The organism is Bradyrhizobium sp. I71, assembly GCF_022354745.1.
In the GTDB taxonomy this organism is placed as follows: Bacteria; Pseudomonadota; Alphaproteobacteria; order Rhizobiales; family Xanthobacteraceae; genus Bradyrhizobium; species Bradyrhizobium liaoningense.
Map to the genome: position 1 here is coordinate 7,488,087 of NZ_CP059398.1, position 24,906 is coordinate 7,512,992.

Genomic DNA, 24,906 nt, shown 5'->3' on the forward strand with positions numbered 1-24,906 from the left:
ATCCATGGCAAGTGAAATTCTGATTGTCGATGATGAGGCCGATATTCGGGATCTCGTTGCGGGCATTCTCGAAGACGAGGGGTTCGTGACCCGGACCGCACGCGACAGCGATACGGCGCTCGCCGAGATTGCCAATCGGCGGCCGCATCTGGTGTTTCTCGACATCTGGCTGCAAGGCTCCAAGCTCGACGGCTTGCAGCTGCTGGAGCAGGTCAAGAAGGACAATGCCGATCTGCCGGTCGTGATGATCTCCGGCCACGGCAACATCGAGACCGCAGTCGCCGCGATCAAGCGCGGCGCCTACGACTTCATCGAGAAGCCGTTCAAGGCTGACCGGCTGATCCTGGTCGCGACCAGAGCGCTGGAGAACTCGCGACTCAAGCGCGAGGTCAAGGAGCTGAAGCAGCTCGCGCCGAGCGCGAGCCAGCTCGTCGGCCGCTCGCCCAGCATGAACCAGCTGCGCCAGACCATCGAGCGCGCGGCGAAGGCCAACAGCCGCATCCTGATCGTCGGCCCCGCCGGCGCCGGCAAGGAATTGACCGCTCGCACGCTGCATACGGCCTCGGGCCGTGCCGACGGTCCCTTCGTGGTGATCAACGCGGCGGCGATCACGCCCGAGCGCATGGAGCACGAGCTGTTCGGCATCGAGCAGTCCAATGGCGAGCAGCCGCGCAAGCCCGGTGCGCTCGAGGAAGCCCATGGCGGCACGCTGTTCATCGACGAGATCGCCGACATGCCGCGCGAGACCCAGAACAAGATCTTGCGCGTGCTGGTGGAGCAGTCGTTCCAGCGCGTCGGCGGCACCGCCAGGGTGCAGGTCGACGTGCGCATCATCTCCTCGACCGCGCGCAACCTGGAGGAGGAGATCGCGGCCGGCCGTTTCCGCGAGGACCTCTACCACCGGCTCTCGGTGGTGCCGATCCGCGTGCCCGCGCTGTCGGAGCGGCGTGAGGACATTCCGGAATTGATCGACTATTTCATGGAGCAGATTTCCGCCGGCAGCGGCCTGCCCAAGCGCCAGATCGGGCAAGACGCGATGGCGGTGCTGCAATCCCATGTTTGGCCCGGCAATGTGCGTCAGCTCCGCAACAACGTCGAGAGGGTCATGATTCTCGCGGCAGGGGGGCCGGAGGTCATCATCACGGCCGACATGTTGCCGCAGGACGTCGGCTCCATGGTGCCGGCGATGCCGACCAGCAACAATGGCGAGCACATCATGGGCTTGCCGCTGCGTGAGGCGCGCGAAGTGTTCGAGCGCGACTATTTAATTGCGCAGATAAGCCGTTTCTCAGGAAATATTTCTCGTACAGCTGAGTTCGTTGGCATGGAACGTTCGGCGCTGCACCGCAAATTGAAAGCGCTCGGCGTCGGCTAGTGCGTTTTCCAGCGGGGTGGAGACCGGTTCGCGTCAAGAAGACGCGTCAAAACAATAGGCCAGCGCGCGACCTTGTGGCCAGGCGTCAGGAATAAGCGAGCAAGATCATCGATTTCCGTAGTTTTCCGGGACGATTGGGCGTGGCCTGCCGCGTGAAGCGGCTTGCCTAATATCCCGACCTGTCCTCTAATCGAACCGCTGTTCCTTCCGAGGGGGATCTCATGAGGGACAGCAACCGGGAGAGGCCCCGAACGTCACAAGAGGGCCGCAACCGGCGCAATAAAAAGAAACTCAAAGCGAGAAAAAAACAATGGCGGCAGACCGCGCACAAAACCTACAGGACACCTTCCTTAATCACGTTCGCAAAACCAAGACGCCACTGACGATCTTTCTGGTCAACGGAGTGAAGCTCCAGGGCATCGTGACCTGGTTCGACAATTTCTGTTTGCTGTTGCGGCGCGACGGTCACTCGCAGCTGGTCTACAAGCATGCGATCTCGACCATCATGCCGGGCGCACCCATCCAGTTGTTCGAAGGCGGCGAGGATCAGCCGACTTGAGAGTGATCTGATTGGAACCCCGGAATTTCGACGGGGATGCCGACCGTCCGCGGTCGGCAGGGGCCAATACGGGGCGGGTGCTGGTCATCGGCCCCTATTTGCGGGTGCGTGCAGGGAATGCTGACGCGCAATCGGAAGGCCATGTCCTGCGCAACACCGAGGCCCGGCTCGACGAGGCCGCGGGCCTCGCGCGCGCGATCGATCTCGTCGTTGCCGATGCCATCATCGCTCCGGTCAGCCAGATTCGGCCCGCGACCTATATCGGCAAGGGAAAGGTCGAAGAGATCGCAGGGCTGATCAAGAGCCTGGAGGTCGAGCTCGTGGTGATGGATTGCGCGCTATCGCCGATCCAGCAGCGCAATCTCGAGAAGGAATGGCAGGCCAAGGTGCTCGACCGCACCGGTCTCATTCTGGAGATCTTCGGCCGCCGCGCCAAGACCAGGGAGGGCTCGCTCCAGGTCGAGCTTGCGCATCTCAACTACCAGCGCTCGCGCCTGGTGCGCTCATGGACCCATCTCGAACGCCAGCGCGGCGGTTTCGGCTTCATGGGCGGTCCTGGCGAGACGCAGATCGAGGCGGACCGCCGCCTGATTCAGGAGCGCATCTCCAAGCTCGAGAGCGAGCTGAAAAAGGTGCAGGCGACGCGGCGTCTGCATCGCGCCGGCCGCCAGCGCGTGCCGTATCGCGTCGTCGCGCTGGTGGGCTACACCAACGCCGGCAAATCGACGCTGTTCAACCGCCTGACCCGCGCCGACGTGCAGGCGGCCGACATGCTGTTTGCGACGCTCGACCCTACCTTGCGAGCACTCACTTTGCCGCATGGCGGCAAGGCGATGCTGTCGGACACTGTCGGCTTCATCTCCAATCTGCCGACCCAGCTCGTCGCCGCCTTCCGTGCCACGCTGGAGGAGGTGCTGGAGGCCGACGTCATCCTGCATGTCCGCGACATCTCGCACGAGGACGCCGAAGCGCAGCAGAGCGACGTCGACGCGGTGCTGCGCCAGCTCGGTATCAACCCCGATGATTCCGGCCGCATCATCGAAGTCTGGAACAAGATCGACCGTTTCGACGCCGGGCAGCGTGAAGAGCTGCTCAATATCGCTGCGCGCAGGCCGGACGATCATCCGGCGATGCTGGTCTCCGCCGTATCAGGTGAGGGCATCGATCCACTGCTCGCCGCGATCGAGGAACGCCTCGCCGCCAAGCGCACCACGCTCGATCTCTCCGTCGACGCCTCGGACGGTGCCGGCATCAGCTGGCTGCACCGCAACGCCGAGGTCCTGTCGAAGGAGCTGCACGATGGCCGCTTCGACATGACCGTGCGGGTGGACGAGACCAAGCGGGATATCGTGGTGAACAGGTTCGACGCGGTGCCGCATCACGCCACATAACCGGTGTCGTCCGGCGAACGCGGGACCATACCGCACGATCTATCGAGCTTTGTGCGGTTGATTGCACATAACTCCACGCCTTCGCCAAGTTGCTTCCCGTGGCTAACTAGCGGCGCACGTCCTTGTCTTTCTCCGACGCCGACGTCTCCTCACCCTTCGCCGCATTCCATAACGCGTCCATCTCAGCCAGCGACGCGCCCTCCAGCGTGCGGCCCTGCGCCTGCAGCGCCCGCTCGATATAGGCGAAGCGCCGTTCGAATTTCGCGTTGGTTGCGCGCAGTGCGGCTTCCGGATCGGCATCGACATGGCGGGCGAGGTTGACGAGGGCGAACATCAGGTCGCCGGTTTCTTCCGCCAGCTCCTGCCTATCGTTGCGATCGAGCGCGGCCTCGATCTCGTCGGCTTCCTCGCGGATCTTTTGCAGCACCGCGCGCGGGTCGTTCCAGTCGAAGCCGACGGTGGAGGCCTTGCGCTGCAGCTCCATGGCGCGGGTCAGCGCGGGCTGGCCGGCCTTGACGCCTGACAGCAGCGATTTGTGCGACGGCGCTTCTTCCGGCGGCCGGCGTGCGGCGCGTTCGGCCTTCTCCTCGGCCTTGATGCGCTCCCAGACCTCCTCGACGTGCGAGGAGGCGAGATTGCCGTCCTTGTCGGCGAAGACATGGGGATGGCGGCGGATCATCTTGCGGGTGATGGCTTCGACGACGTCACCAAAATCGAACGCATTCTGCTCCGAGGCCATCTGGGCGTGGTACACGACCTGGAGCAGGAGATCGCCGAGCTCCTCGCGCAGATCGTCGAGATCGCCGCGGGCGATGGCGTCGACCACCTCATAGGCTTCCTCGATCGTGTAGGGCGCGATCGTCGCAAAATCCTGCTCGAGGTCCCAGGGGCAGCCGGTGACCGGCGTGCGCAGCGCCGCCATGATCTCGATCAGGCGGGAAATCTCGCGGGAAGGGGTCATTGCGGGGCAGTCTCCTGGGTCCGCAACCTTATGCCAAAACCGGGCCGGTGGTCCCAGCCTGGTACGGCGGAACAGGCCGATTTCCACCGATTGGCGAGCAGGTCGCGCAATGCTAAAGCGCGCACCATGAGTGACGCATTTTCCTCCGAGACCGCACTGGTGCTGTTCTCCGGCGGCCAGGATTCCACCACCTGCCTGGCCTGGGCGCTCAGCCGCTTTGCCCGCGTGGAGACGCTGGGGTTCGACTACGGCCAGCGCCATGCCATCGAGCTCGCCTGCCGCGAGCGGTTGTTCGACGGCATCAAGGGGCTGCGCGCGGATTGGGCCGCAAGGCTCGGCGAGAGCCACACGTTGTCGATCCCGACGCTGGCGGCGGTATCCGAGACCGCGCTGACTCGCGATGTCGCGATCGCGATGGGAGCCGACGGCCTGCCCAATACGTTCGTGCCCGGCCGCAACCTCGTCTTCCTGACCTTCGCCGCGGCGCTGGCCTATCGACGCGGGATCAGCCACATCGTCGGCGGCATGTGCGAGACCGACTATTCCGGCTATCCCGACTGCCGCGACGAGACCATCCGCGCCATGCAGGCCGCGCTCTCACTCGGCATGGCCAGGAAGTTCGAGCTGCGCACGCCCTTGATGTGGATCGACAAGGCCGCGACCTGGAAGCTCGCGCACGATCTCGGCGGCGAGGGGCTCGTCGACCTCATCCGCGAGCACTCGCACACCTGCTATCTCGGCGAACGCGGCGCGCAGCACGATTGGGGCCATGGCTGCGGCGAGTGCCCGGCGTGCAGCCTGCGGGCGAAGGGGTGGGCGGAGTATGTGGCGGGGCGCTGAGGCTCGCCGTACTCCTGTCGTGCCCCGGACGCAGCGCAGCGCTTCCTCAGCGGTGCGCTGCAAAGCCGGGGCCCATGCTTCGTAACGTATCGCGTCGCTGGCTGGGTCCCGGCTCTGCGCTGCAACGCTAGTGCGTTGCAGCTTGTCCGGGACACGCGCGTGCGCAAGCTACCGAAAATCCTCCGGCCGCAGCTCGATCGGCTTGCCATGCGGCGTGCGGTCGGCGGCGCGGTCCCAGGCATCGCGATAGCGGTGCAGCGTGTCCGTCGAGGCGACGCCTTTGCTTGCCACCAGGCCTTCCAGCGTGGCGAGCCAGTGCAGGTAATAGGTCTCGCCGGTGTCCGGATCGCCCGCGGCCTGTGCTCGTTTGATCTGATGCGCGAGCGCGGCGGCCCATTCGGGCCAGGTGAACACGCCGCGCTCATGCAGGGTCAGCGCCATGGCAAAGGCATGCGCCTCCCAAGGGGCGCGGAAGACAGGGCCGTCGTCATCGCGGGGAATACTCGGTATGGCCGCCGTCGCGGCCGCAGCAAGCGTCGTGCTCATCACGCCGGGTCCAGATAGGGCTCGAATGCATCGATCGAGACCTTTGTGGTCGGATCAGCGTCGGGGCCCCAGAGTTCGCGGCCCTCGAACACCACGGTGTAGAGCCATTGCGGATTCTCGCCGCGCTCCATCGCCGCCGTGTCCGGAAAAACGTGGCAGCCATGGTTCAGCTCGATCACGCCGACATGGCCGCGCACGTAGCGCGGCAGCCTTGTGTGCGTGGCCGGATGGATGTTCTTCGCGCGTACGCGGTCGCCGATATTGAATTTCGCCGGAGCCGGGGCAGGGCGGTCAAATTTGCCGCGCACCATCACGCGTTCGACATTGCCGAGGTCGAACTTGCCGTGCTTGAGCGCTTTTGCGGGCTGCATCGCATGGCCGGCGGCGACTTCCTCCCTGGTGAGGTAGCCCTTGTCGATCAGCATCTCCTCGAGACCGAGGAACCATTTCTTGTAATAGGAGCTCGCGAGATAGACGTGCGGCGGCAGCGTCTCGCGGTAGAAGCGCGAGGTATCGATGTTGAAGGCACCGGCCGCGCCCATCGCGCGTACCATGGCAAGCACACGCGCTTCCCAATCCGCGTGAAACATCGGCTCGTTGGGCTCGGGCTCGACCTTGCCGAACCCGTCCATGCCGCCCATGTCGTGCACGCCGTTCATGAGGGGGCTCCAGGCTTCCGCGGAAAGCCGGTGCCGATCATGGAGTCGCGGGTGACGAGTTCGGCGAGCTGTTCTTCGCTCCAGCCTTCCGTGCCTGCAGGGCGCATCGGCAGCACCAGGAAGCGCGTCTCGGCGGTCGAATCCCACACCCGGATTTCCATGTCCTTGGACAGGGTGACGTCGAAATCGGCGAGCACGCCGCGCGGGTCCTTCACGGCGCGGGAGCGGTAGGGCGCAGCCTTGTACCAGACCGGCGGCAGTCCCAGCATTTCCCAGGGGTAGCAGGAGCACAACGTGCACACGACCATGTTGTGCCGCTCAGGCGTGTTCTCGACCACGACGAGATGATCGCCGACGCGGCTCACATAGCCGAGCGTGCCGATCGCCTTGCTGCCGTCCTCGAGCAGCGCCTTCTTGAACGCCGGATCGGTCCAGGCCTTGGCGACGACGCGCGCGCCGTTATGAGGGCCGATCCTGGTCTCGTAGGCCTGGATGATGGCATCGAGCGCGGCGGGCTCGACATAGCCTTTTTCGGTCAGGATCGTCTCGAGCGCGCGCACGCGCAGCTCGGTCTCCGACAGCTCGGAATGGTCGTGGTGATGGTCGTGATCGTGGCTCATGGCGGCAAAGATATGCGCAATGGCCCAGGCCTGTCGAGTGTTCCTTGCATCGTGATCGGGTCCCATATTCGTGACGACATTTGTGCGCTAACATCGCCGAAAGCAGCTTGGAGATGATGGTGACGGACTACGTGAAGATCGAGAAGGGCCTTGGGCCTGAGGGCCGGATTGCGGTGGTCCGTTTCGACCGCGGCGACGGCATCAACGCACTCTCGCCGGAGGCATTGCGGCAGCTGACCGCAGCGGCGCGCAGTTTCGAGGATGACGCCGCGACGTCGGTCGTCGTCTTGACCGGCAGCTCGGGCGCGTTCAGCGCCGGCTTCGACCTCAAGGATGCGGAGGGACGTTCGCGCAAGGAGATGGATCTCGGCACGCTGCGGCGGCATCTCAAGCTTGGGCCGCGCCTGACGCATGCCTGGCAGGAGATGGAGCAAATCACGATCGGGGCGATCGAGGGCTTTTGCGTCGGCGGCGGGGTGGCCCTCGCCGTCGCGCTCGACTTCCGCATCATGGGACGCAACGCGCATTTGCGCGTGCCCGAGATCGGGCTCGGCATGAACATGAGCTGGCAGAGCATCCCGCGCATGCTGCATCTGATCGGGCCGGCCCGCACCAAGCAGGCGGTCATATTGGCCGACCAGCGCATCAGCGCGGACGAGGCCTATGAATGGGGCCTGGTGGAACAGGTGACCGACCCCGGCCATGCCTTCGATGCGGCCATGGAGCTTGCCCGGAAGGTCGCCGCACAGCCGCCGCTCTCGGTCGCCATGACCAAGCTGACCGTCAACCGGCTCGCGCATGCGCTGGACGATCTCGCCAGCCACATGGATGTCGATCAGTTCGCGCTCGCCAGCCTGAGCGAGGATCACAAGGAGGGCGTCGAAGCATTCCTGGCCCGCCGAAAGCCACGCTTCAGGGGCCGGTAGATCAGGCGCGGCAGGACGATGATCCCGTCGGAAGATGAATTTTCTTCGCACGTGACGGATTGGGAAAACTTCGTCCAACTCCTCGCAAATATCTGAAATTGCAAGCAAGACTGGAAACGGCGATGGTGCGTGCTGCGATGCAGCACGCTTCACCCGGCGCATCGCAATTTCACCCCCGTCGCTCCATGCGACCTGATCCCTACGCCCATGAGCGGCGCGGGCAAGCGAACTATTGTGCATGAAGGCCGTCTCCATGAACGCCCACCAATCGCTCGCAATCGGGCAGCCGATCGAAAAGCTTGAAGCGATTCTCCCTGCCGTGACCGAGCCGGACGCGATGGTCCGTTTCGAGGGCATCTCAAAAACCTATCCGGCCTATCGCGGCAAGCCCGGCGTCAACGCGCTGCAGAATATCGACTTTGCAATTTCGCGCGGGTCCATCACCGGCGTGATCGGCCGCTCCGGCGCAGGCAAGTCCAGCCTGGTGCGGCTGATCAACGGCCTGGAGAAGCCGACCACGGGCCGCGTGATCGTCGACGGCAGTGACATCTCGGCGCTGACTGGCCGTGCGCTGCGGTTGGCGCAGCGCTCGATCGGCATGATCTTCCAGCACTTCAACCTGCTGTCGTCGCGCACGGCCGCGGACAACATCGCGCTGCCGCTGGAGATCGCCGGCTGGGCGAAGGCCGACGTCAAGGCCCGTGTAGCCGAACTACTGGCGCTGGTCGGAATTGCCGACAAGCACGATCGCTATCCGTCGGAGCTCTCCGGAGGCCAGAAGCAGCGGGTCGGCATCGCGCGAGCGCTGGCGACGCGGCCGAGCGTGCTGCTGTCGGACGAGGCGACCTCCGCGCTCGATCCGCAGACCACGCGCGCGATCCTCGACCTGCTCGCGAACATCAACCGCGAGCTCGGCGTGACCATCGTGCTGATCACCCACGAAATGTCCGTGGTGCGCCAGCTCGCGAAGGAAGTGGTGGTGCTCGACGCTGGACACGTCGTCGAGAGCGGCCATGTCGCCGACATCTTCACCCATCCCAGGCATCCCATCACACAGTCCTTCCTGGCCGAGGTGATCGGCGACAGCCTGCCAGTGTCGTTGTCGAGCCGGATCGTGCCGGAGCCTTCGGCCGGCGGGCAGGCCGTGATCCGCATCCAGGTGGGCGGGGCAGGGGCCGGCGACACGCTGGTGGCGCGGCTCGCGCGCGAAATCGGCCGCGACGTGTCGCTGCTGTCGGCGCGCATCGACGAGATCGGCGGCCAGAATGTCGGCTCGCTCGTTCTCGGCATTCCTCTCGGTGTTTCCAGCGGCGCGGACGCGGTGACGCGGACGCTGGCCTTTCTGTCTCAACATCAATTCCCGGCGGAGCATCTCGGCTATGTCGCCTGAACTCATCAACCTGATTATCCAGGCGACCTTCGAAAGCCTGTACATGGTCGGCATCGCCGCGCTGCTCGGCACCGCCTTCGGCCTGCCGCTCGGCGTTTTCCTCGCGACCAGCCGCAAGGGCGAGTTGTTCGCGGCCCCCATCGTCAATCGCGTGCTCGGCATCGTCGTCAACGCGACGCGTTCCACGCCGTTCATCATCCTCGTCGTCGCCATCATCCCGTTCACGCGCCTCATCGCGGGCACCTCGATCGGATCGAGCGCCGCGATCGTGCCGCTGACGATTGCGTCGACGCCCTTCATCGCGCGTCTCGTCGAGGCCGCGATCCGCGAGGTCGACGGCGGCCTGATCGAGACCGCGTCATCGTTCGGGGCCTCGCCGCTCCAGATCGTGTTCAAGGTGCTGATTCCCGAGGCGCTGCCGGGCCTCGTCCTGGCGCTGACGCTCGCCGTAGTCAGCCTCCTCGGCTATTCCGCCATGGTCGGCGCGGTCGGCGGCGGAGGGCTTGGCGATCTCGGCATCCGCTACGGCTACCAGCGCTTCATGCCGGAGATGATGCTCGCCGTCGTCGTCGTGCTGATCGCGCTGGTGCAACTCGTCCAGAGTGCCGGCGACTATCTGGCGCGCCGGGTCAACCGCCGGCTGCGGCATCGCTGATCCTTCTCGTTCAATATCGGAGACTTCCATGCGTTTTCTGGCAACCCTTGCGGCTGCAGCCTTGCTCGCAACCACGGCGCAGGCTGAAACCATCCGTGTCGGCGTGACCGCTGGTCCCCACGCCGAAATTCTCGACGTCGTGAAGAAGGTCGGCGCCGAACGCGGCCTCGACATCAAGGTGGTCGAGTTCACCGACTATGTGATTCCGAACCAGGCGCTGGCGCTGAAGGACCTCGAGGCCAATTCGTTCCAGCACGAGCCGTATCTGAAGAACCAGATCGCCAAGACCGGCTGGAAAATCGTCAAGGTCGCCAACACGATCGGCTCGCCGCAGGGCGTTTATTCGCAGAAATACAAGAAGCTCGCCGACCTTCCGGAAGGCGCCCGCGTCGCCATCGCCAACGATCCCTCCAACGGCGCGCGCGGCCTGATGATCCTGGCCCTGCATGGCGTGATCAAGCTGAAGGACCCCAACAACGTCGCCTCGACCGTCGCTGACATCGCCGACAACCCGAAGAAGCTGCGCTTCGTCGAGCTCGATGCGGCCCAGTTGCCGCGCGCGCTGCAGGATGTCGACGTCGTTTCCATCAACAACAATTACGCGGTGCAGGCCGGCCTCAACCCGGCCACCGACGCGATCGCGCGCGAGAACCCCGACGGTCCCTGGGTCAACATCCTCGCCGTCCGCGAGGAGGACAAGGACAAGCCGTGGGTCAGGCAGTTGATCGCGGCCTACCACTCCGAACCCGTGAAGGCGTTCCTGGAGACGCGCTTCAAGGGCACGTATCTGCCGACCTGGTAGGAGGCAAGCGCGCGCGTCAGGCCGCGAGCCTCGCGCGCCGCAGCGTCTCCGAGGGCAGCTCGGCGAAGTGGCGTTTGTAGTCGAGAGAGAACTGGCTGAAATGCCAGAAGCCGTGCTGCACGGCGACGTCGTAGATGGATGTCCCAGCGCCGCCAGCGCGTTTCAGATCGCGCCGTACGCGGTTCAGCCGCATCGCACGCCAATAGTGCATCGGGCTCGTGCCCAAAACCGCCTGGAAGCAATAGCCGAGCTTGCGCGGACTGGCGCCGACCGCCTTGCAGACCTCCAGCAGCGACAGCGAATGGTCACCGTTGCCGTGCATCAGCTCGCGCGCGCGATCGACGGTACGCTTGCGCGCGTTCGCGCTGCGGCCAGGATCGGTGGGGCGTGCGGTCGGCAGCATGTCCATGATCTCGACGAGGAGGGCGTCTTCGAGCACCTGCCGGGTGGCCGGATCTTCAAGCCGTTCGGGCGCGGTCGCGATGGCCTCGTGAATGGCCTCGAGATGGGCTCGCAATCGTGCGACCGGCGCCTGCGCCATCTCGATCACCCGCAATTGGTGCCAGACCGCGCGCGGCAGATCGATCTCGAGCCGGGCGGCGAGATCCCGGATCAGCGCCGCACTGGCGACGACACCGCGCAGCTCGAATGACTTCGGCGTGCACATATCGACCTCGGCGTCGATGCAGGCGATGACCTGGGCGCCTGCAACGCTGGCGCCGTTGCAATTGACCTCGCTGTCACCGCGCCAGGGTAGACCGATGCCGAAGCTGTCGGCGCCAAGCTGACCGTATTGGCGGACCTGCTGGCTGGTGATTTCGCGGAACACCTCGACACGGGGCAGAGAGAGCTGGGTGAAGCTGCCTCGAAACGCGCCGGCGCTGATCTGGTCGTAACGCAGCCGCCAGCGGCCGAGCGCGGCGCAGTGCTCATCAACATCCGTGCTGCTCGCCTCGATCAGGCCGGCAACCGAGTCTTGAATCGGAGGAGTTACGCTCAAGGCCATGATAATGCGCCGAAATTTTCCAGCTGAGACCAGCAGTAAACGTGCCGAGACTGACACGGCGGACGGCCGAGTCCAGCAAAATATTGCCGGATCTCGATAACGCCCGATAGCGCCGCGGTGCAGATTTCCTTCCAGCCATTCCGACATCGCAGTCGGGATGGCCTTGCGGAGGAACGAGATGCGACCGACCGATGTCATGCGCGGCAGCCCTCCCGCGCCCGAGGCCCAGGTGACGCGCGCCAACTGGCGCAGCTTTCCCGCGATCCGCTGGGGCTTCACCCACACTCGCGAAGTTTTGCCCACCGCGGAGGTGCGCCGCTCGGCCCGGCCGACGCCGATGCAAACGGCGCCGCGCGAATTGTCAAAGCTCGGCTTCAAAGCGCCGGACGGCCAGCCGACGACGATCGAGGCCACGCTGCGTGAGACATTTGGCGATGCACTGCTGGTCATGCATCGGGGCACGCTGATCCATGAATGGTATGGCGACGGCATGAGCGCGACAACGCCGCATCTGATCTGCTCGATCAGCAAGTCGGTTGCCGGCACGCTCTGCGGCGTGCTGGCCGCGCGCGGGCTGCTCGATCCCGAGGCGAGGGTGGTGCGTTACGTGCCGGAGTTGGAGAATTCCGTCTACGGCAGCTGCACGGTCCGCGATGTCCTCGACATGGCCGTCGCCATCAAGTTCGAGGAAGACTATGAGGACCCTGCCGGCGACGTCGCGCGTTACCGCTTCTCCTCGGGCTGGGATGTGCCGCCACCGGGTGTCGAGCCCAGCCACCAGCGCGTCTATCTCACGACCCTGCGCGGCACCGGCAAACCGCACGGCAAGGTGTTCCACTACGTCTCGACCAACACGGAGATTCTCGGCTGGGTCTGCGAGCGCGCTTGTGGCAGGCCTTACCCTCGCATCCTCTCCGAATATCTCTGGCAGCCGATGGGCGCCGAGGAGGACGGCTCCCTCACGCTCGACAGCCACGGCATGGGCCGCATCGCCGGCGGCCTTTCCGTCACTGCCCGCGATCTCATCCGCTTCGGCGAGATGATCCGTTGCCGCGGCGTTGTCGAGGGCCGGCAGGTAGTGCCGGGCTGGTGGATCGACGACATCCACGAGAACGGCGATCCCAATGCCTGGGCCGAGGGCGATCTCGCTGATATCTTCCCGGGCGCACGCTACCGCAGCAAATGGTACACGCTCGATCCGTCACGCAACGACCTTGCCGGGATCGGCATCCACGGCCAGTGGCTCTACATCGATGCGGCTTCCGACACTGTCATCGTCAAGCTCGCAACGCAGCCGAAGGCGATGGACGTGCCGCTCGACCATCGCTGGCTCGCGGCCTTCCGCGCCATCACCGCACATCTCGTCCCGCGCTGACTTCTGGACATCATCATGCTCGATCCCGCCAAGGCACGATCGCCCGCCCATGCCGCCACGGCGCATCCGCTCGATCCTCTGACGAGTGAGGAGATCACGGCGGCCTGCACGCTGGTGCGTGCGGCCGCAAGCTCGCCCGAGCACTGCCGCTTCCCGACGGTACGGCTGGAAGAGCCGACCAAGCAGGAGATGGCCGCGGGCGGAGCAGGGCGCCGTGCCTTCGTGCTGACACTTGACATCGCCACCGGCGAGGCCATCGAGCACATCGTCGATCTTGGCCGCGGCGAGATCGTCGATCGGAAACTCCTCCCCAACCGCGACGTGCCCTATGGGCAGCCGCCGGTGATGCTGGAAGAGTTCTTCAAATGCGAGGCCGCGGTGAAGGCCGACCCCGGCTGGCGTGCGGCGATGCAGCGGCGCGGGCTCAGCGATAGGGACATCGAGCTCGTTCAGGTCGACCCGTTCTCCTCTGGCTTCTTCGACAACGAGTTCGAGCGCGGCGCGCGCATCGTGCGCGCCGTCAGCTATTTCCGTGAGCATCTCCAGGACAACGGCTATGCCCATCCGATCGAGGGCGTGGTCGCTGTCGTTGACCTCATCGGCGGCAAGGTCATCGACCTCACGGATGAAGATCCGATCGTGCCGATACCGCGCAAGAAGCGGAACTACGGCGCGCATGAGGTCGCAGAACCGCGCACGGACATCAAGCCCCTGCACATCGAGCAGCCCGAGGGCCCGAGCTTTCGCGTCGACGGCTGGAAGGTCGATTGGCAGAAATGGAGCTTTCGCGTCGGCTTCACGCCGCGCGAGGGCCTAGTGCTGCATCAGCTCGCCTATCAGGACGGCGCGCGCGAGCGCTCCCTGATTCATCGCGCCAGCGTCACCGAAATGGTGGTGCCTTATGCCGACCCGACCGCGAACCATTTCTGGAAGTCGGCGTTCGATGCCGGCGAATACGGCCTCGGCATGCTCGCCAACGCGCTCGAACTCGGCTGCGACTGCCTCGGCAACATCCACTATTTCGACGTGCCGGCCGCCGACGGCAAGGGCGAGCCCTTCGTCATGCAGAACGCCATCTGCATGCATGAAGAGGACTATGGAATCGCCTGGAAGCACTATGAGTTTCGCAACGGCCTGTTCGAGGTCCGCCGGTCCCGGCGGCTCGTGATCTCGTTCTTCGCGACCGTCGGCAACTACGACTACGGATTCTACTGGTACCTCTACCAGGACGGCACGATCCAGTTGGAGACCAAGCTCACCGGCATCATCCAGACCGCCGCGGTACCGCCTGGCGAGACTTACAAATGGGGCGGCATGGTCGATGACCAATTGGGTGGACCGACGCATCAGCACTTCTTCAACGTGCGCCTGCATATGGATCTCGACGGCGGCGGCAACACCGTCACCGAGCACGACTTCGTGCCGCGGCCCTGGGGCCACGACAATCCGCACGGCAACGTGTTCGACACCACCACGCGCGTCCTGTCGCGCGAGCGTGACGCAGCGGCGATCGCCAACGGCGAGACCGGCCGCTTCTGGAAGATCAGCAACCCCAACGAGACCAACTCGGTCGGCAATGCTCCCGCCTATAAGCTCGTGGTCAATCCGAGCCCGCTGATGCTGGCGCAGGAGGGCAGCTATGTGCGCAGCCGCGGGGGCTTCGCGACGAAGCATGTCTGGGTGACGGCGTTCGACGCGAGCGAAAAATACGCCAGCGGCGACTATCCCAATGTTCATGCTGGCGGCGACGGCCTGCCGCACTATGTCGCGCAGAACAGAAACATCGAGAATGCCGACATCGTGGTGTGGCACTCGTTCGGCCACACCCATGTCTGCAAGCCCGAGGACTTCCCGATCATGCCGGTCGAATATGCCGGCTTCCTGCTGAAACCGGTCGGCTTCTTCGGCGCCAATGCAGCCGGAGACATTCCGCCCGACCGCAACAGCCGCAGCGTGCTGGCCGGCACCGGGAAGGATGCCGGCAGCTCGTGCTGCCAAGAGAAATAGTCCATCCGGTCAGAACGGATAATGCCGTGGCCCGGTCTGCACGGTGATCCAGCGCAGCTCGGTGAATTCGTCGATCGCCGCCTTGCCACCAAAGCGCCCGTAGCCCGATGCCTTGGTGCCGCCGAACGGCATCTGCGGTTCGTCGTGAACGGTCGGAGCATTGACGTGGCAGATGCCGGCCTCGATCCGCTTGGCAACACCGAGGGCGCGCGCAATGTCGCGACCGAACACCGCGGACGAGAGGCCATATTCGGTGTCGTTGGCGACCCGCACGGCCTCGTCGATCCCACTGACGCGAACGACGGTCACGACCGGACCAAAGCTCTCCTCGCCGTAGATGCGCATCGCCGGCGTGACGTGATCGACGATGGTGGCCGGCATGATGGTGCCGCTCCCGTGTCCGCCCGCCGCGAGCACCGCGCCCTTGGCGACGGCATCGTCGATCAGGCCCCTGACGCGATCGCAGGCAGCAGCACTGACGAGCGAGCCGAGCACGACAGCTGCCTTGCTCGGATCGCCGAAAGGAAGCGCCTTTGCCTTGGCGGCGAATTTGGCGATGAAGGCATCGGCGACCTTGTCGTCGACGACGATCCGCTCCGTCGACATGCAGATCTGCCCCTGGTTCATGAAGGCGCCGAAGGCAGCCGCGTTCACGGCTGCGTCGAGATCGGCGTCGTCGAGGATGACGAGCGGGGCCTTGCCGCCGAGCTCCAGCAGCGCGCGCTTCAGGTGTCTGGCGCAAGCCAGCGCAATGAGGCGGCCGACCCGGGTCGAGCCGGTGAAGTTGACGCGGCGGATGGAAGGGTGGGCAATCAGTGCCTCGACGACGGCCTGCGCGTCCTCGGGCGCGTTGGTCACGACATTGACGACGCCGTCACCGAGACCAGCCTCGGAGAGGCAGCTTCCGATCAGGCGGTGCACGCCTGGGCTCATCTCGGAGGCCTTCAGCACCACAGTGTTCCCGCAGGCGAGCGGCATGGCGACTGAGCGGACGCCGAGGATGACCGGCGCGTTCCAGGGCGCAATGCCGAGCACCACACCGACCGGCTGGCGGAACGCCATGGCGAGATTGTCGGGCTTGTCGGTCGGAATGACCTCGCCGGATATCTGCGTCGTCATTGCCGCGGCTTCGCGGAGCATGCCCTCTGCAAGATGCACGTTGAAGCCGGCCCAGCCCGCGGTGGCACCGGTCTCGGCCACCATCAGCGCGGTGAACTCCGCCGCCCGGCGCGCGAGGATGTCGGCGGCAGCGCTGAGCCGCTTGCGGCGCTCGGAGGGGCCGAGCTGCGACCAGGCCGGAAAAGCCGCGGCCGCAGCGTCGGCAGCGCGCATCGCATCGTCGATCGAGGCCGCCGCCACGATGGATGCGATCTCGCCGGAAATCGGGTTGTGACGCTGGAAGGTGCGCTGATTGCTGGCCGACTGGTCCTTGCCGCCGATGAGAAGGTCGATTGCGTTCATGGAACTCTCCATGGGTTTCCGGGTGATATGGGTTGCTGGGTGACTATTGCGGGCTTGATGCAGCGCGCGCCTTGCCCAGATAGGCGCGCTGAATCTCGGGATCGTTCTTCATCGCGCTGGCCGGTCCGCTGCCGGCGTTGCGGCCGGACTCGATCAGGTAGACCCGATCGGCGAGATCGAGGCTTGCCCGGGCATTCTGCTCAACCAGCAGCACGCCGACGCCACCGGCGCGTATCTGCGTCAGCGCGCGAAAGACCTCGCGGCTGAGCAGGGGAGACAGCCCGAGCGAAGGCTCGTCGAGCAGAAGGAGACGCGGGTTCGACATCAGGGCGCGGCCGATCGCGACCATCTGCTGCTCGCCGCCGCTCATGGTGCGGACGGCCTGGGGCAGGCGCTCGGCCAAGCGCGGGAACAATTCCAGGATTTTCACGAGCCGGTCCGATTCGCCCGCGCGCGCACGGGCCGGATAGGCGCCAAGCTGCAAATTCTCGGCAACGGTCAGGTCACCAAACACGCCGCGTCCCTCGGGCACCAGGGCGATGCCGCGCTCCACGATCAGATGAGCCGGCAACTCGCCGATGTTTTCCCCCTCGAACCGGATGGTCGCCCCAGGCGCGGGCTTGATCAGGCCGGCGATGCTCTTGAGCAAGGTCGACTTGCCGGCACCATTGGCACCGAGGATCGCCACGATCTCGCCCTGGGCGATGCCGAGCGTGACATCGGCCAGCGCCTGATGCTTGCCGTAGAAATGGGAGAGGGCGGCGACTTCAAGCATCGTCGTCTCCGAGATAGGCAGCGACGACCTTCGGATCGGCCAGCACCTCGTCCGGCGCGCCGCGCGCGATCACGCGGCCGGCGTTCATGACGATGCAATGGCCGCAGAGCGCGCGGATCGCATCCATGACGTGCTCGACCATGATGATGGTCAGGCCGCGCTCGCGTAGTTTCGCGATCAGGGCGATACCCGTTTCGAGCTCGCTCGGATTGAGGCCCGCCAGCCATTCGTCGAGCAGCACGAGGCGCGGCCGAAGCGCCAGCGCACGGGCAAGCTCCAGCCGCTTCTGGTCGATATAGGTCAATTCGCGCGCGAGCGCTTCATGCATGGGGCCAAGCCCGACCAGGTCGAGCAGCTCGCGCCCCGTCGTGTCGAAACCGTCCGACGTGGAGAACAGCCGCGCCGCCGCTACGTTCTCGGCAACGGTCAGGTCCGGCATCACACGCACCAGCTGGAACGTGCGCGCGAGGCCCAGGCGCGCGATCTGGTGTGCCCGCAAACCGGTGAGGACGGTGCCACTGAACCGGATCGTGCCCGATGAGGGCTTCAAGGCGCCGGACAGCGTATTCAGCAGCGTCGTCTTGCCCGAGCCGTTCGGGCCGATGATGCCGATGATCTCGCCGGCTGCGACCGTGAAGCTGACGCCATCGACCGCGCGCAATCCGCTGAATGACTTGCTGACGCCTTCGACTGCGAGAAGCGGTGCCTTGTTCATCGTGCGCGCGGACGCTGTAGCGGGAGCTGCCACCGGAATCCGCCAGCGTCCGGTCCTGAACAAGCCGATCACACCATTCGGCAGCGCCATGACGATGAGCACGAAGATGACGCCGAGCACGATGCTGAAATGGTTGGGCAGGGTCGCGGTCAGCACCTCGAACAGCAAGACCAGCGGAACGACGCCCAGCACAGGCCCGAACAGCGAGCCTGCGCCGCCCAGCAACGCCATGATCACGACCTGGAACGAGATCGTCGGATTGAAGGCGATCGCGGGATCGATATAGGTCCAGCGCGGCGCCATCACCGCGCCGGTCATCGCCATGAATGTCGCGCTCAAAACGAATACGGCGAGCTTGACCCGCGTGGCGTCGATGCCGGAATGGCTGGCCGCGGTTTCATCGGCACCGATGGCGCGTAGCGCCAGTCCGTAGCGCGACCGCCCGAGCAGCCATCCCACCAGAAAGACGAGCGCGGTCAGGCCAAGGAGCTGCCAATACAGGATGTCCTGTGTTACGGCGCTGAACAGGTAGCGGCCGACCGACTTGTGGATGTTGACCTCGTACCAGATCACCAGTTGCCGGATGAGCTCGGCGAGTCCGAACGAGAAGATCACGAAATAGATGCCGGACAGGCGGAGGGTGGAAAGCCCGGTGATGGCGGCGGTCAGCGCGCCGAGGCCGGCGGCGGCCAGCACCACGACGGGCCAGGGCATCGTCTCCCCAAGCGCGGCGGCCGTGTAGGCGCCGAGGCCGAAGAAGGCGACCGTCGCAAGCGAGACGTAGCGGGTGGGGCCTGAGAACATCGCCCAGGCGGTCGCCAGGATCGTGAAATAGAGGACACTGATGCCGAGTGCGAGATAATAGCCGTCGGCATACAGCGGATAGGCGGCGATGGCCGCGGCCGCGACGAGGCCGGCGCACCACAGCGACGTCCGGACGAGCCCCGTCACGACGCCGCTCTCCCGAACAGGCCGGTCGGCTTGATCAGGAGCACGCCGAGAAATAACGCATAGGTCGCAGCCAGCGTCAGGCCCGGATCGACCAGCCGGGCCACAGCGGTCTCGACCACGCCGAGCAGCAACCCCGCGACCAGCGCGCCCATGACGTTGCCGACGCCGCCCATGATGACGACGACCAGCGCCTTCATGGTGAAGACCACGCCCATGGCCGCATTGAAGGTGAGAAACATGCTGACGAGCACGCCGCCGACGGCGACAAGGCCGCCGCCGAAGGCGAACGCAAGCCCCGACAAGGCCGCCACGTCGATCCCGACGAGGCGCGCCGCGTTGGCATCCACCGCGATGGCGCGGACCGCTGTGCCGATCCGCGTGCGGGTCAGGGCAAGATACACGGCGCCGCCGACCAGGGCTGCGAACAGCAGCGCGACCAGGCGGTTGACCGCAAGGGTCGATCCCATGATCGTCAGAGGAATGGAGAGATAGCTATAGCTGTAGTACTGGCCGCCGAAGGCGACCAGCATGGCGCCCTGGATCACGAACAATACGCCGAACGTGACGAGGATGCTGTCGATCTCCTGCGCGCTCCGGTCCTTGCCCCGCCGCATCAGCCGTTCCAGCAGGAAGCGATAGAGCAGCCAGTTCAGCACCATCGCGACCGGCACGGCCAGCAGCAGCGCCGCGAGCGGACTGAGACCCAGGCTTGTGTAGAGCGAAAGTGCGCCAAAGGCGGCCGCGACCAGCGACTCGCCGTAGGACAGATTCATGATCCGCGCCACGCCGTATTGGAGCGTCAGCCCCAGCGCGATCAGCGCATACATGCCACCGAGCACCAGACCCGGTAGGACGATGTCGACAAGCAGCATGAGACGGCGTCCCCTCGGGTCGAACGGCTGGCAGGCCTCGTGAAGCAGGCCTGCCTGCCGGACTCACTGCCATTGCGCCTTGGGTACGACCGGCGCGCGTGCACCCGGGAGCGAGGTTGGGGCGAGGCCGTAGAACTCGCCGTTTTGCCATTGGCCGACGCTCCACACCTCCTGGAGCAGCCCGTCCTTCAGCTTGACCTTGCCGATGATGGTGTCGAACGTGCCCCCGCGGATTTCCGCCGCGACCGCGGCGCGATCGAGCTTGCCGACCTTCTCGATGGCCTGCTGCAGCACCTGCAGGCTCGCATAGGTGATCGAACTCGCCCAGCGATCGGGCTCCTTGCCGGTCGCGGCCTTGTGGCGCGCGAGATAGTCCTTGAGCTGCGGCGAGTCCGCGTTCCAGCCGCCGATCCCCATCACGCCGTCGCTGTTGGCGGCGAACTTGCCCTTGTAGAGCGGAAAGGCAGTGCCGACGCCTACGTAGAAGATCTTCGGGTTGAACTTCAGCAGCCGCGCCTGTTCGGTCAGAGCAATCGTGTCAGGCGGATAGCTGAACGCGATGAAAGCATCGGGCTTGGCGGCGATCGCATCGTTGAGCAGGGGCTGAAGGTCCTGCGACCCCATTGGATAGGTCTTGTCGTAGGCCAGGGTGAAGCCCGCCTTCTTGAAAGCCTCGCGGGCGGCCGTGGAGAGCTCGATGCCGAACTGGTCGGCGACGCTCACCATCGCGATGGTGCCGCCGATCTTGCCCTCGCGCTTGAGCTTGCCAAGCAGCTCGGCGAGCGCATCGGAGATCTGCGCCGAGGTGCCGAGCCAGAACGTCGCGTTCGACCAGCGCTTGGCCAGCTCCGGGGCCTTGTCAGTCACGGAGGTGACCGCGAGGTGCGGATAGCCGAGGCGGTTCAACGTCGGCCCCACGGCGAGATTGAGGCCAGTGCCCCAGGGCGGAAGAATGAAATCGACCTTGTCCTGGTTGGCGAGGCGCTCGATCGCCTTGACCGCTTCTTCCGAACTGCTGCGATCGTCGTACTCAACGACCTCGATCGGCAGCTTCTTGTCGCCGAGCTTGATGCCGCCCGCGGCGTTCACGTCCTTCACCCACAGCTCGTAGTTCGGCAGGGTGGTGATGCCGGCGCCGCCGGCATAGGGCCCGGTCTTGGAAATCGCATAGCCGATCCGGATCTTCTCCTGCGCATCGGCTGCGGACGTAAAGGTCCCCAGCGCCGTGGCGAAAGCCATCAGGCCAGTGACGCGCAGCAACGTTCGACGGTTCGCCGAAAACATGTCGATCCTCCCTCGTGTTCACTCAAGCGATTGTTCGCAACAATGAAAGTGGTCGCTTCCTCATCGTCCTGATTTCTTCGGCGCCGCTCGGAAGCCGGCCGCGATCGGGACTTGACCTAGCAAGCACTGTCGGTTTTGTTCGCACAATGGACAAATCCGGGGAAAGATTGGACGTTTCCGGTCACATCGGTCAGGTGCGTCGAGCGGTCGCGGGCGCCCATCCGGTCGCAATCGCCGCACCGGCGGCATCGGCACCGGTCGGCGCTGCGTTGATCGGATCGCACTATGTTGCGAGACGCTGGATGCTTGGGTCGAAGGCGACGCGGCCGTTCATCCATTTGCTTTGCCTTCATCGCGGCTCCGCTGCCGAGATTCGCCAGGCCGGTCAGGTGATCGCATTGACCGGGCCCGCTCTGATCTGGTTGCCGGCGGGCTCGGCCGAGTATTTGGAGATATCCGCCGGGGCGACTGCCGAGCTCTTGCAATTGCGCTCCGGCGTATGGCACCGCTTCCTGCCACCATCGGCGGAGCCGGCCTATCTGGCCCTCGAAAGCGCCGCGGGCATCATGACATTGCCGGTCGAGCCCGAACTCGTGACGACGATGTCGCGTTCGATCGGAGCAATCGCAACCGAGCTCGCATTGCCGACGCGCAGCGGTGCAGGGTCGATCATGTCGGCAGAGCTCACGCTGTGCGTGTTGCGCTTCTGGCGTCTCTTCGCCGGCAACAACGATCAGGATGACCAGGGCAGCAATGCGGAGGTCTTGAGCCGCTTCCGCCGACTGCTCGAGGAGCGATATCACCAGCATCTGCGCGTCAGCGACTACGCCAATCTGCTCGGCATAACGGCGGACCGCCTGCACTCGCTGTGCAGTCGCGAACTCCAGCGATCGCCAAGCGAGTTGATCCAGCAGCGTGTCGTCAAGGAAGCCGCGGCGCGGCTGGAGGCCGGCACGGCCGCCGTCAAGCAGGTCGCGTTCGCGCTCGGCTTCAAGGACACTGCCTATTTCAGCCGCTTCTTCCGCAAGCACACCGGCGAGGCGCCCGGCATGTGGCGGCGACGCGTTGCTGCACGCGTGAGGGCAGGGCGATCAAGGCCAACGCTGAATTTCGCCGATTGGCCCTAAGCCGCGATCGGTCGGCAGGAATTTGATTCCGATCGCACCGCTGACAGACACAAGACGCGTCGCCACAGAAACACTCCGAAATCAATCAGGTCAGATCGGGACGAAGGTTGCCCAGGGAAGGCAAGCAACGTCAGCCTGCCGATGAGCGCATTGGTCGCGCATGCTGCGCACACGTCTGGAGAAATTCTAACGTTGTTCCTATCGCACTCCCAAACCGCCTGAGTTAGGGCGGGACATCAAGAACAAAACCGGCGAAGCCGGCAGTGCGTGGGGCTTTACGAGACGTGACAGACTTCCAGTTTCCTTTGCGTTCCGACACGCGTCGTCAACTGATTCAGGTGCTTTTCTTCGGTGCGGTCAGCACACTTGCTCTCACCGTGCCGTTCGGTTCCGCGCGAGCGCAGGCGCAGATTCCCGCTGTTACCGTTGAAGCGCCGGCGGAGCGCACCCGTCCGGTGGCGATTGCCTCGTCGCGAAGGGCGGCGGCAACGCGCACCGCACGCGCCAATCGTCGCGCTCCGGCGCAGCAGGCCGCCCCGACTCAGTCGGCATCATCCAACGGCGCCACGGGCGAACGCGCCAATGGTCCCGTACGCGGTTTCGTGGCGACGCGGAGTGGCACCGCCACCAAGACGGATACGCCGCTGATCGAGACGCCGCAGTCAGTGTCCGTCATCACCACCGACCAGATCAGGAACCAGGGCGCAGTCTCGATCGGCGAGGCCCTGCGCTACACCGCCGGCGTGAGCGGCGACGTCAATGGCGGCTCGGACACCCGGTTCGGCGGCCTCCAGATCCGCGGCTTCGACATGACCATGCCGGGCCTCTACGTCGACGGCCTGCGGATTCCGTCCAGCAACTACGTGCATTTCAACGGCCTCGATCCCTATGGTGCCGAGCGTATCGAGGTGCTCAAGGGTCCGTCCTCCGCGATGTATGGCGGCAGCGGCACCGGCGGCATTCTCAACTATGTGACCAAGCTGCCGACTGCACAGCAGTTCGGCGAAGTCTCGATTTCCGGCGGCAGCTTCAACCGCTATCAGGGCCAGTTCGATATGGGCGGCCCTGCCAACAAGGAGGGGACCGTGCTGTGGCGCCTGACCGGCGTGGTCCGCGACGGCGAGACCCAGGTCGACTTCAGCAAGGACAATCGCGTCTTCATCGCGCCTGCCGTCACCTTCAAGCCGAACGAGGATACGACCATCACGATCCTCGCCAACTACCAGCGCGACCGGGCAGGGTGGGGCCTCCAGTTCCTGCCGGCCTCGGGCACGGTATGGCCGAACAACGGCCGCACCATTCCGGTCTCGTTCTTCGCGGGCGTGCCGAGCTTCGATGCCTTCAACACCGAGATTGCGACCGCCGGCTACCAGCTCTCCCACGACTTCACCGACAACATCACGTTCCGCCAGAATCTGCGCTACGCCTATCAGCACAACGAGGAGAAGGTGTTCTACGGCGGAGGCTATACCGACGAGGCCGCGGGGCAGCTTGCGCGCTATGGCAGCTACAGCAACTCCTACATCAACTCCTTCGCGGTGGACAACCAGCTCCAGGGCAAATTCACCACGGGCTTCCTCAGTCACACCACGCTGGTCGGGATCGACTATCGCAACACCACGTTTCGCGACACCGCGTATAGCGTTACGACATCGGCCCCCGAGATCAACGTCTTCAATCCGGTCTACAGCTATGACTGGACCATCGGCGCCATGAGCGACAACACCGGCGTCAAGCAGTCGCAGGTCGGCCTCTATGCGCAGGATCAGATCAAGCTCGGCCGGCTGTCGTTCCAGCTCGGCGGCCGTCAGGACTTCGTGACGACGCAGGTCGACAGCGGCATCGCCAACACATCGGTCTCGAAGGATGCTTCCGCCTTCACCGGTCGCGCTGCCGTGATGTACAATTTCGACAACGGAATTGCCCCCTATTTCAGCTACTCCGAATCGTTCCTGCCGGTGCTCACGACAGGACCGGGCGGTCAGATGCTCAATCCCGAGACCGGCGTCCAGTACGAAGTCGGCGTCAAGTACCAGCCGCTCGGCTGGAACGCGCTGTTCACCTTCGCCGCCTTCGACCTGACGCGCGACAACGTCGTCACCTACGCACCTGGCGTCATTTATGCCGAACAGACCGGTCAGGTGAAATCGCGCGGCATCGAGCTCGAAGGCACGATGTCGCTCGCCGACGGCTGGAATTTGCGCGCGGCCTATGCCTATGTCGATGCCGTGGTCACGCAGGATCCGGTCAATGTCGGCAAGGCGCCGGTCACCGTGCCGCTCAACCGCGCTTCGCTGTGGAGCGACTATACGCTCCAGAACGGCCCGCTGGCGGGCTTGCAGTTCGGCGGCGGCATCCGTTATGTCGGCGCGACCTGGGGCGATGACGCCAACACGTTCAAGGTAGGATCGTCGACTGTGCTGGACGCACTGCTCGCTTACACCCGTGACAATTGGCGCCTGTCGCTGAACGTGACCAACCTTGCCGATACGCGCTATGTCGCTGCGTGTTACAGCCTGTCGGGCTGCTTCTACGCCGAAGGACGCAAGGCGATCGGCAAGCTGACCTATCGCTGGTGAGTTCTAATTGAAGACGGTCCGACGCTGAGG

At 65.0% G+C, this 24,906-nt stretch carries 22 protein-coding genes; 12 read left to right on the forward strand and 10 right to left on the reverse strand.

The genetic code is table 11. The features are described 5' to 3' along the window. The first annotated feature begins 4 nt into the window (after nt 1-4). From FJV43_RS35595 to hflX, 3 genes are all read left to right on the forward strand, one after another. Nucleotides 5-1,375 carry a sigma-54 dependent transcriptional regulator gene (locus tag FJV43_RS35595; protein ID WP_131868639.1) on the forward strand — a complete coding sequence of 457 codons (1,371 nt, stop codon included), beginning with the start codon at nt 5-7 and terminating at the stop codon, nt 1,373-1,375. Between the two features lie 310 nt (nt 1,376-1,685). Then, a complete protein-coding gene (gene hfq / locus FJV43_RS35600; protein ID WP_028179548.1) occupies nt 1,686-1,934 on the forward strand; it encodes an RNA chaperone Hfq in 249 nt (82 codons plus the stop codon). Nucleotides 1,935-1,945: 11 nt separating this feature from the next. Then, a complete protein-coding gene (gene hflX, locus FJV43_RS35605; protein WP_239623554.1) occupies nt 1,946-3,325 on the forward strand; it encodes a GTPase HflX in 1,380 nt (459 codons plus the stop codon). A 106-nt stretch (nt 3,326-3,431) separates the two neighbouring features. Here hflX and mazG read toward each other — a convergent pair whose 3' ends face one another. Further along, nucleotides 3,432-4,286, reverse strand: a complete 855-nt coding sequence (mazG, locus tag FJV43_RS35610; RefSeq protein ID WP_239623555.1) for a nucleoside triphosphate pyrophosphohydrolase — start codon at nt 4,284-4,286, stop codon at nt 3,432-3,434. Nucleotides 4,287-4,412: 126 nt separating this feature from the next. Here mazG and queC point away from each other — a divergent pair, with 126 nt between their 5' ends. After that, complete coding sequence (gene queC / locus FJV43_RS35615) at nt 4,413-5,126, forward strand: 7-cyano-7-deazaguanine synthase QueC (protein WP_239623556.1); 714 nt, start codon at nt 4,413-4,415, stop codon at nt 5,124-5,126. Nucleotides 5,127-5,294: 168 nt separating this feature from the next. Here the strand turns inward: queC and FJV43_RS35620 are convergent, their stop codons facing one another. The 3 genes from FJV43_RS35620 to nthA are packed head-to-tail and all read right to left on the reverse strand — an operon-like array spanning nt 5,295 to nt 6,951. Beyond that, a complete protein-coding gene (locus FJV43_RS35620; RefSeq protein WP_239623557.1) occupies nt 5,295-5,672 on the reverse strand; it encodes a nitrile hydratase accessory protein in 378 nt (125 codons plus the stop codon). Then, nucleotides 5,672-6,331 carry a nitrile hydratase subunit beta gene (gene nthB / locus FJV43_RS35625; protein WP_239623558.1) on the reverse strand — a complete coding sequence of 220 codons (660 nt, stop codon included), beginning with the start codon at nt 6,329-6,331 and terminating at the stop codon, nt 5,672-5,674. Before nthB ends, FJV43_RS35620 begins: the two co-directional genes overlap by 1 nt. Further along, nucleotides 6,328-6,951 carry a nitrile hydratase subunit alpha gene (nthA, locus tag FJV43_RS35630; RefSeq protein ID WP_239623559.1) on the reverse strand — a complete coding sequence of 208 codons (624 nt, stop codon included), beginning with the start codon at nt 6,949-6,951 and terminating at the stop codon, nt 6,328-6,330. The genes nthB and nthA overlap by 4 nt, the downstream gene beginning before the upstream one ends. Before the next feature lie 119 nt (nt 6,952-7,070). On the opposite strand from nthA, the gene FJV43_RS35635 reads away from it, so the two are divergent. The 4 genes from FJV43_RS35635 to FJV43_RS35650 all read left to right on the forward strand — a co-directional run bounded on the left by FJV43_RS35635 (nt 7,071) and on the right by FJV43_RS35650 (nt 10,724). Then, entirely contained in the window at nt 7,071-7,877 is an 807-nt protein-coding gene (locus FJV43_RS35635; RefSeq protein ID WP_239629762.1) for an enoyl-CoA hydratase/isomerase family protein, read from the forward strand. A 238-nt stretch (nt 7,878-8,115) separates the two neighbouring features. Then, nucleotides 8,116-9,267, forward strand: coding sequence for a methionine ABC transporter ATP-binding protein (locus FJV43_RS35640; RefSeq protein WP_239623560.1), 1,152 nt, complete (start codon nt 8,116-8,118; stop codon nt 9,265-9,267). Next, nucleotides 9,257-9,922, forward strand: a complete 666-nt coding sequence (locus FJV43_RS35645) for a methionine ABC transporter permease (protein ID WP_239623561.1) — start codon at nt 9,257-9,259, stop codon at nt 9,920-9,922. Before FJV43_RS35640 ends, FJV43_RS35645 begins: the two co-directional genes overlap by 11 nt. A 28-nt stretch (nt 9,923-9,950) precedes the next feature. Continuing rightward, on the forward strand, nt 9,951-10,724 hold the full coding sequence (locus FJV43_RS35650) for a MetQ/NlpA family ABC transporter substrate-binding protein (protein ID WP_239623562.1): 774 nt from the start codon (nt 9,951-9,953) through the stop codon (nt 10,722-10,724). A 16-nt stretch (nt 10,725-10,740) separates the two neighbouring features. Here the strand turns inward: FJV43_RS35650 and FJV43_RS35655 are convergent, their stop codons facing one another. Further along, nucleotides 10,741-11,730: a helix-turn-helix domain-containing protein gene (locus FJV43_RS35655; protein WP_239629764.1), complete on the reverse strand. Its 990-nt coding sequence runs from the start codon at nt 11,728-11,730 to the stop codon at nt 10,741-10,743. A 178-nt stretch (nt 11,731-11,908) separates the two neighbouring features. Between FJV43_RS35655 and FJV43_RS35660 the strand changes: the two genes are divergently transcribed. Both FJV43_RS35660 and FJV43_RS35665 read left to right on the forward strand, forming a co-directional pair. Further along, nucleotides 11,909-13,105 (forward strand): serine hydrolase, encoded by a 1,197-nt coding sequence (locus FJV43_RS35660; RefSeq protein ID WP_239623563.1) that lies wholly within the window; start codon nt 11,909-11,911, stop codon nt 13,103-13,105. Nucleotides 13,106-13,120: 15 nt separating this feature from the next. Continuing rightward, on the forward strand, nt 13,121-15,112 hold the full coding sequence (locus FJV43_RS35665; protein ID WP_239623564.1) for a primary-amine oxidase: 1,992 nt from the start codon (nt 13,121-13,123) through the stop codon (nt 15,110-15,112). 9 nt (nt 15,113-15,121) lie between these two features. Here the strand turns inward: FJV43_RS35665 and FJV43_RS35670 are convergent, their stop codons facing one another. The 5 genes from FJV43_RS35670 to FJV43_RS35690 all read right to left on the reverse strand — a co-directional run bounded on the left by FJV43_RS35670 (nt 15,122) and on the right by FJV43_RS35690 (nt 21,170). Next, nucleotides 15,122-16,573, reverse strand: a complete 1,452-nt coding sequence (locus tag FJV43_RS35670) for an aldehyde dehydrogenase (RefSeq protein WP_239623565.1) — start codon at nt 16,571-16,573, stop codon at nt 15,122-15,124. Between the two features lie 43 nt (nt 16,574-16,616). Beyond that, a complete protein-coding gene (locus FJV43_RS35675) occupies nt 16,617-17,348 on the reverse strand; it encodes an ABC transporter ATP-binding protein (protein WP_239623566.1) in 732 nt (243 codons plus the stop codon). Next, nucleotides 17,341-19,014: a branched-chain amino acid ABC transporter ATP-binding protein/permease gene (locus FJV43_RS35680; RefSeq protein ID WP_239623567.1), complete on the reverse strand. Its 1,674-nt coding sequence runs from the start codon at nt 19,012-19,014 to the stop codon at nt 17,341-17,343. The genes FJV43_RS35675 and FJV43_RS35680 overlap by 8 nt, the downstream gene beginning before the upstream one ends. Further along, complete coding sequence (locus FJV43_RS35685; protein WP_239623568.1) at nt 19,011-19,886, reverse strand: branched-chain amino acid ABC transporter permease; 876 nt, start codon at nt 19,884-19,886, stop codon at nt 19,011-19,013. Before FJV43_RS35685 ends, FJV43_RS35680 begins: the two co-directional genes overlap by 4 nt. A 63-nt stretch (nt 19,887-19,949) precedes the next feature. Then, the gene (locus FJV43_RS35690; RefSeq protein ID WP_239623569.1) at nt 19,950-21,170 is read right to left on the reverse strand and encodes an amino acid ABC transporter substrate-binding protein; all 1,221 of its coding nucleotides are present in this window, start codon (nt 21,168-21,170) and stop codon (nt 19,950-19,952) included. Between the two features lie 302 nt (nt 21,171-21,472). On the opposite strand from FJV43_RS35690, the gene FJV43_RS35695 reads away from it, so the two are divergent. Both FJV43_RS35695 and FJV43_RS35700 read left to right on the forward strand, forming a co-directional pair. Next, nucleotides 21,473-22,297, forward strand: a complete 825-nt coding sequence (locus FJV43_RS35695) for a helix-turn-helix domain-containing protein (protein ID WP_239623570.1) — start codon at nt 21,473-21,475, stop codon at nt 22,295-22,297. Between the two features lie 602 nt (nt 22,298-22,899). Beyond that, nucleotides 22,900-24,876, forward strand: a complete 1,977-nt coding sequence (locus tag FJV43_RS35700) for a TonB-dependent siderophore receptor (protein ID WP_239623571.1) — start codon at nt 22,900-22,902, stop codon at nt 24,874-24,876. Nucleotides 24,877-24,906: the final 30 nt, after the last annotated feature.

Coding starts and splice junctions, on each gene's coding strand:
- FJV43_RS35660 (WP_239623563.1), top strand. CDS start 11,909: ATGCGACCGACCGATGTCATGCGCGGCAGCCCTCCCGCGCCCGAGGCC.
- mazG (WP_239623555.1), bottom strand. CDS start 4,286: ATGACCCCTTCCCGCGAGATTTCCCGCCTGATCGAGATCATGGCGGCG.
- hfq (WP_028179548.1), top strand. CDS start 1,686: ATGGCGGCAGACCGCGCACAAAACCTACAGGACACCTTCCTTAATCAC.
- FJV43_RS35675 (WP_239623566.1), bottom strand. CDS start 17,348: ATGCTTGAAGTCGCCGCCCTCTCCCATTTCTACGGCAAGCATCAGGCG.
- nthA (WP_239623559.1), bottom strand. CDS start 6,951: ATGAGCCACGATCACGACCATCACCACGACCATTCCGAGCTGTCGGAG.
- FJV43_RS35640 (WP_239623560.1), top strand. CDS start 8,116: ATGAAGGCCGTCTCCATGAACGCCCACCAATCGCTCGCAATCGGGCAG.
- nthB (WP_239623558.1), bottom strand. CDS start 6,331: ATGAACGGCGTGCACGACATGGGCGGCATGGACGGGTTCGGCAAGGTC.
- FJV43_RS35685 (WP_239623568.1), bottom strand. CDS start 19,886: ATGCTGCTTGTCGACATCGTCCTACCGGGTCTGGTGCTCGGTGGCATG.
- FJV43_RS35595 (WP_131868639.1), top strand. CDS start 5: ATGGCAAGTGAAATTCTGATTGTCGATGATGAGGCCGATATTCGGGAT.
- FJV43_RS35665 (WP_239623564.1), top strand. CDS start 13,121: ATGCTCGATCCCGCCAAGGCACGATCGCCCGCCCATGCCGCCACGGCG.
- FJV43_RS35670 (WP_239623565.1), bottom strand. CDS start 16,573: ATGAACGCAATCGACCTTCTCATCGGCGGCAAGGACCAGTCGGCCAGC.
- FJV43_RS35695 (WP_239623570.1), top strand. CDS start 21,473: ATGCTTGGGTCGAAGGCGACGCGGCCGTTCATCCATTTGCTTTGCCTT.
- FJV43_RS35620 (WP_239623557.1), bottom strand. CDS start 5,672: ATGAGCACGACGCTTGCTGCGGCCGCGACGGCGGCCATACCGAGTATT.
- FJV43_RS35645 (WP_239623561.1), top strand. CDS start 9,257: ATGTCGCCTGAACTCATCAACCTGATTATCCAGGCGACCTTCGAAAGC.
- FJV43_RS35650 (WP_239623562.1), top strand. CDS start 9,951: ATGCGTTTTCTGGCAACCCTTGCGGCTGCAGCCTTGCTCGCAACCACG.
- FJV43_RS35655 (WP_239629764.1), bottom strand. CDS start 11,730: ATGGCCTTGAGCGTAACTCCTCCGATTCAAGACTCGGTTGCCGGCCTG.
- queC (WP_239623556.1), top strand. CDS start 4,413: ATGAGTGACGCATTTTCCTCCGAGACCGCACTGGTGCTGTTCTCCGGC.
- FJV43_RS35690 (WP_239623569.1), bottom strand. CDS start 21,170: ATGTTTTCGGCGAACCGTCGAACGTTGCTGCGCGTCACTGGCCTGATG.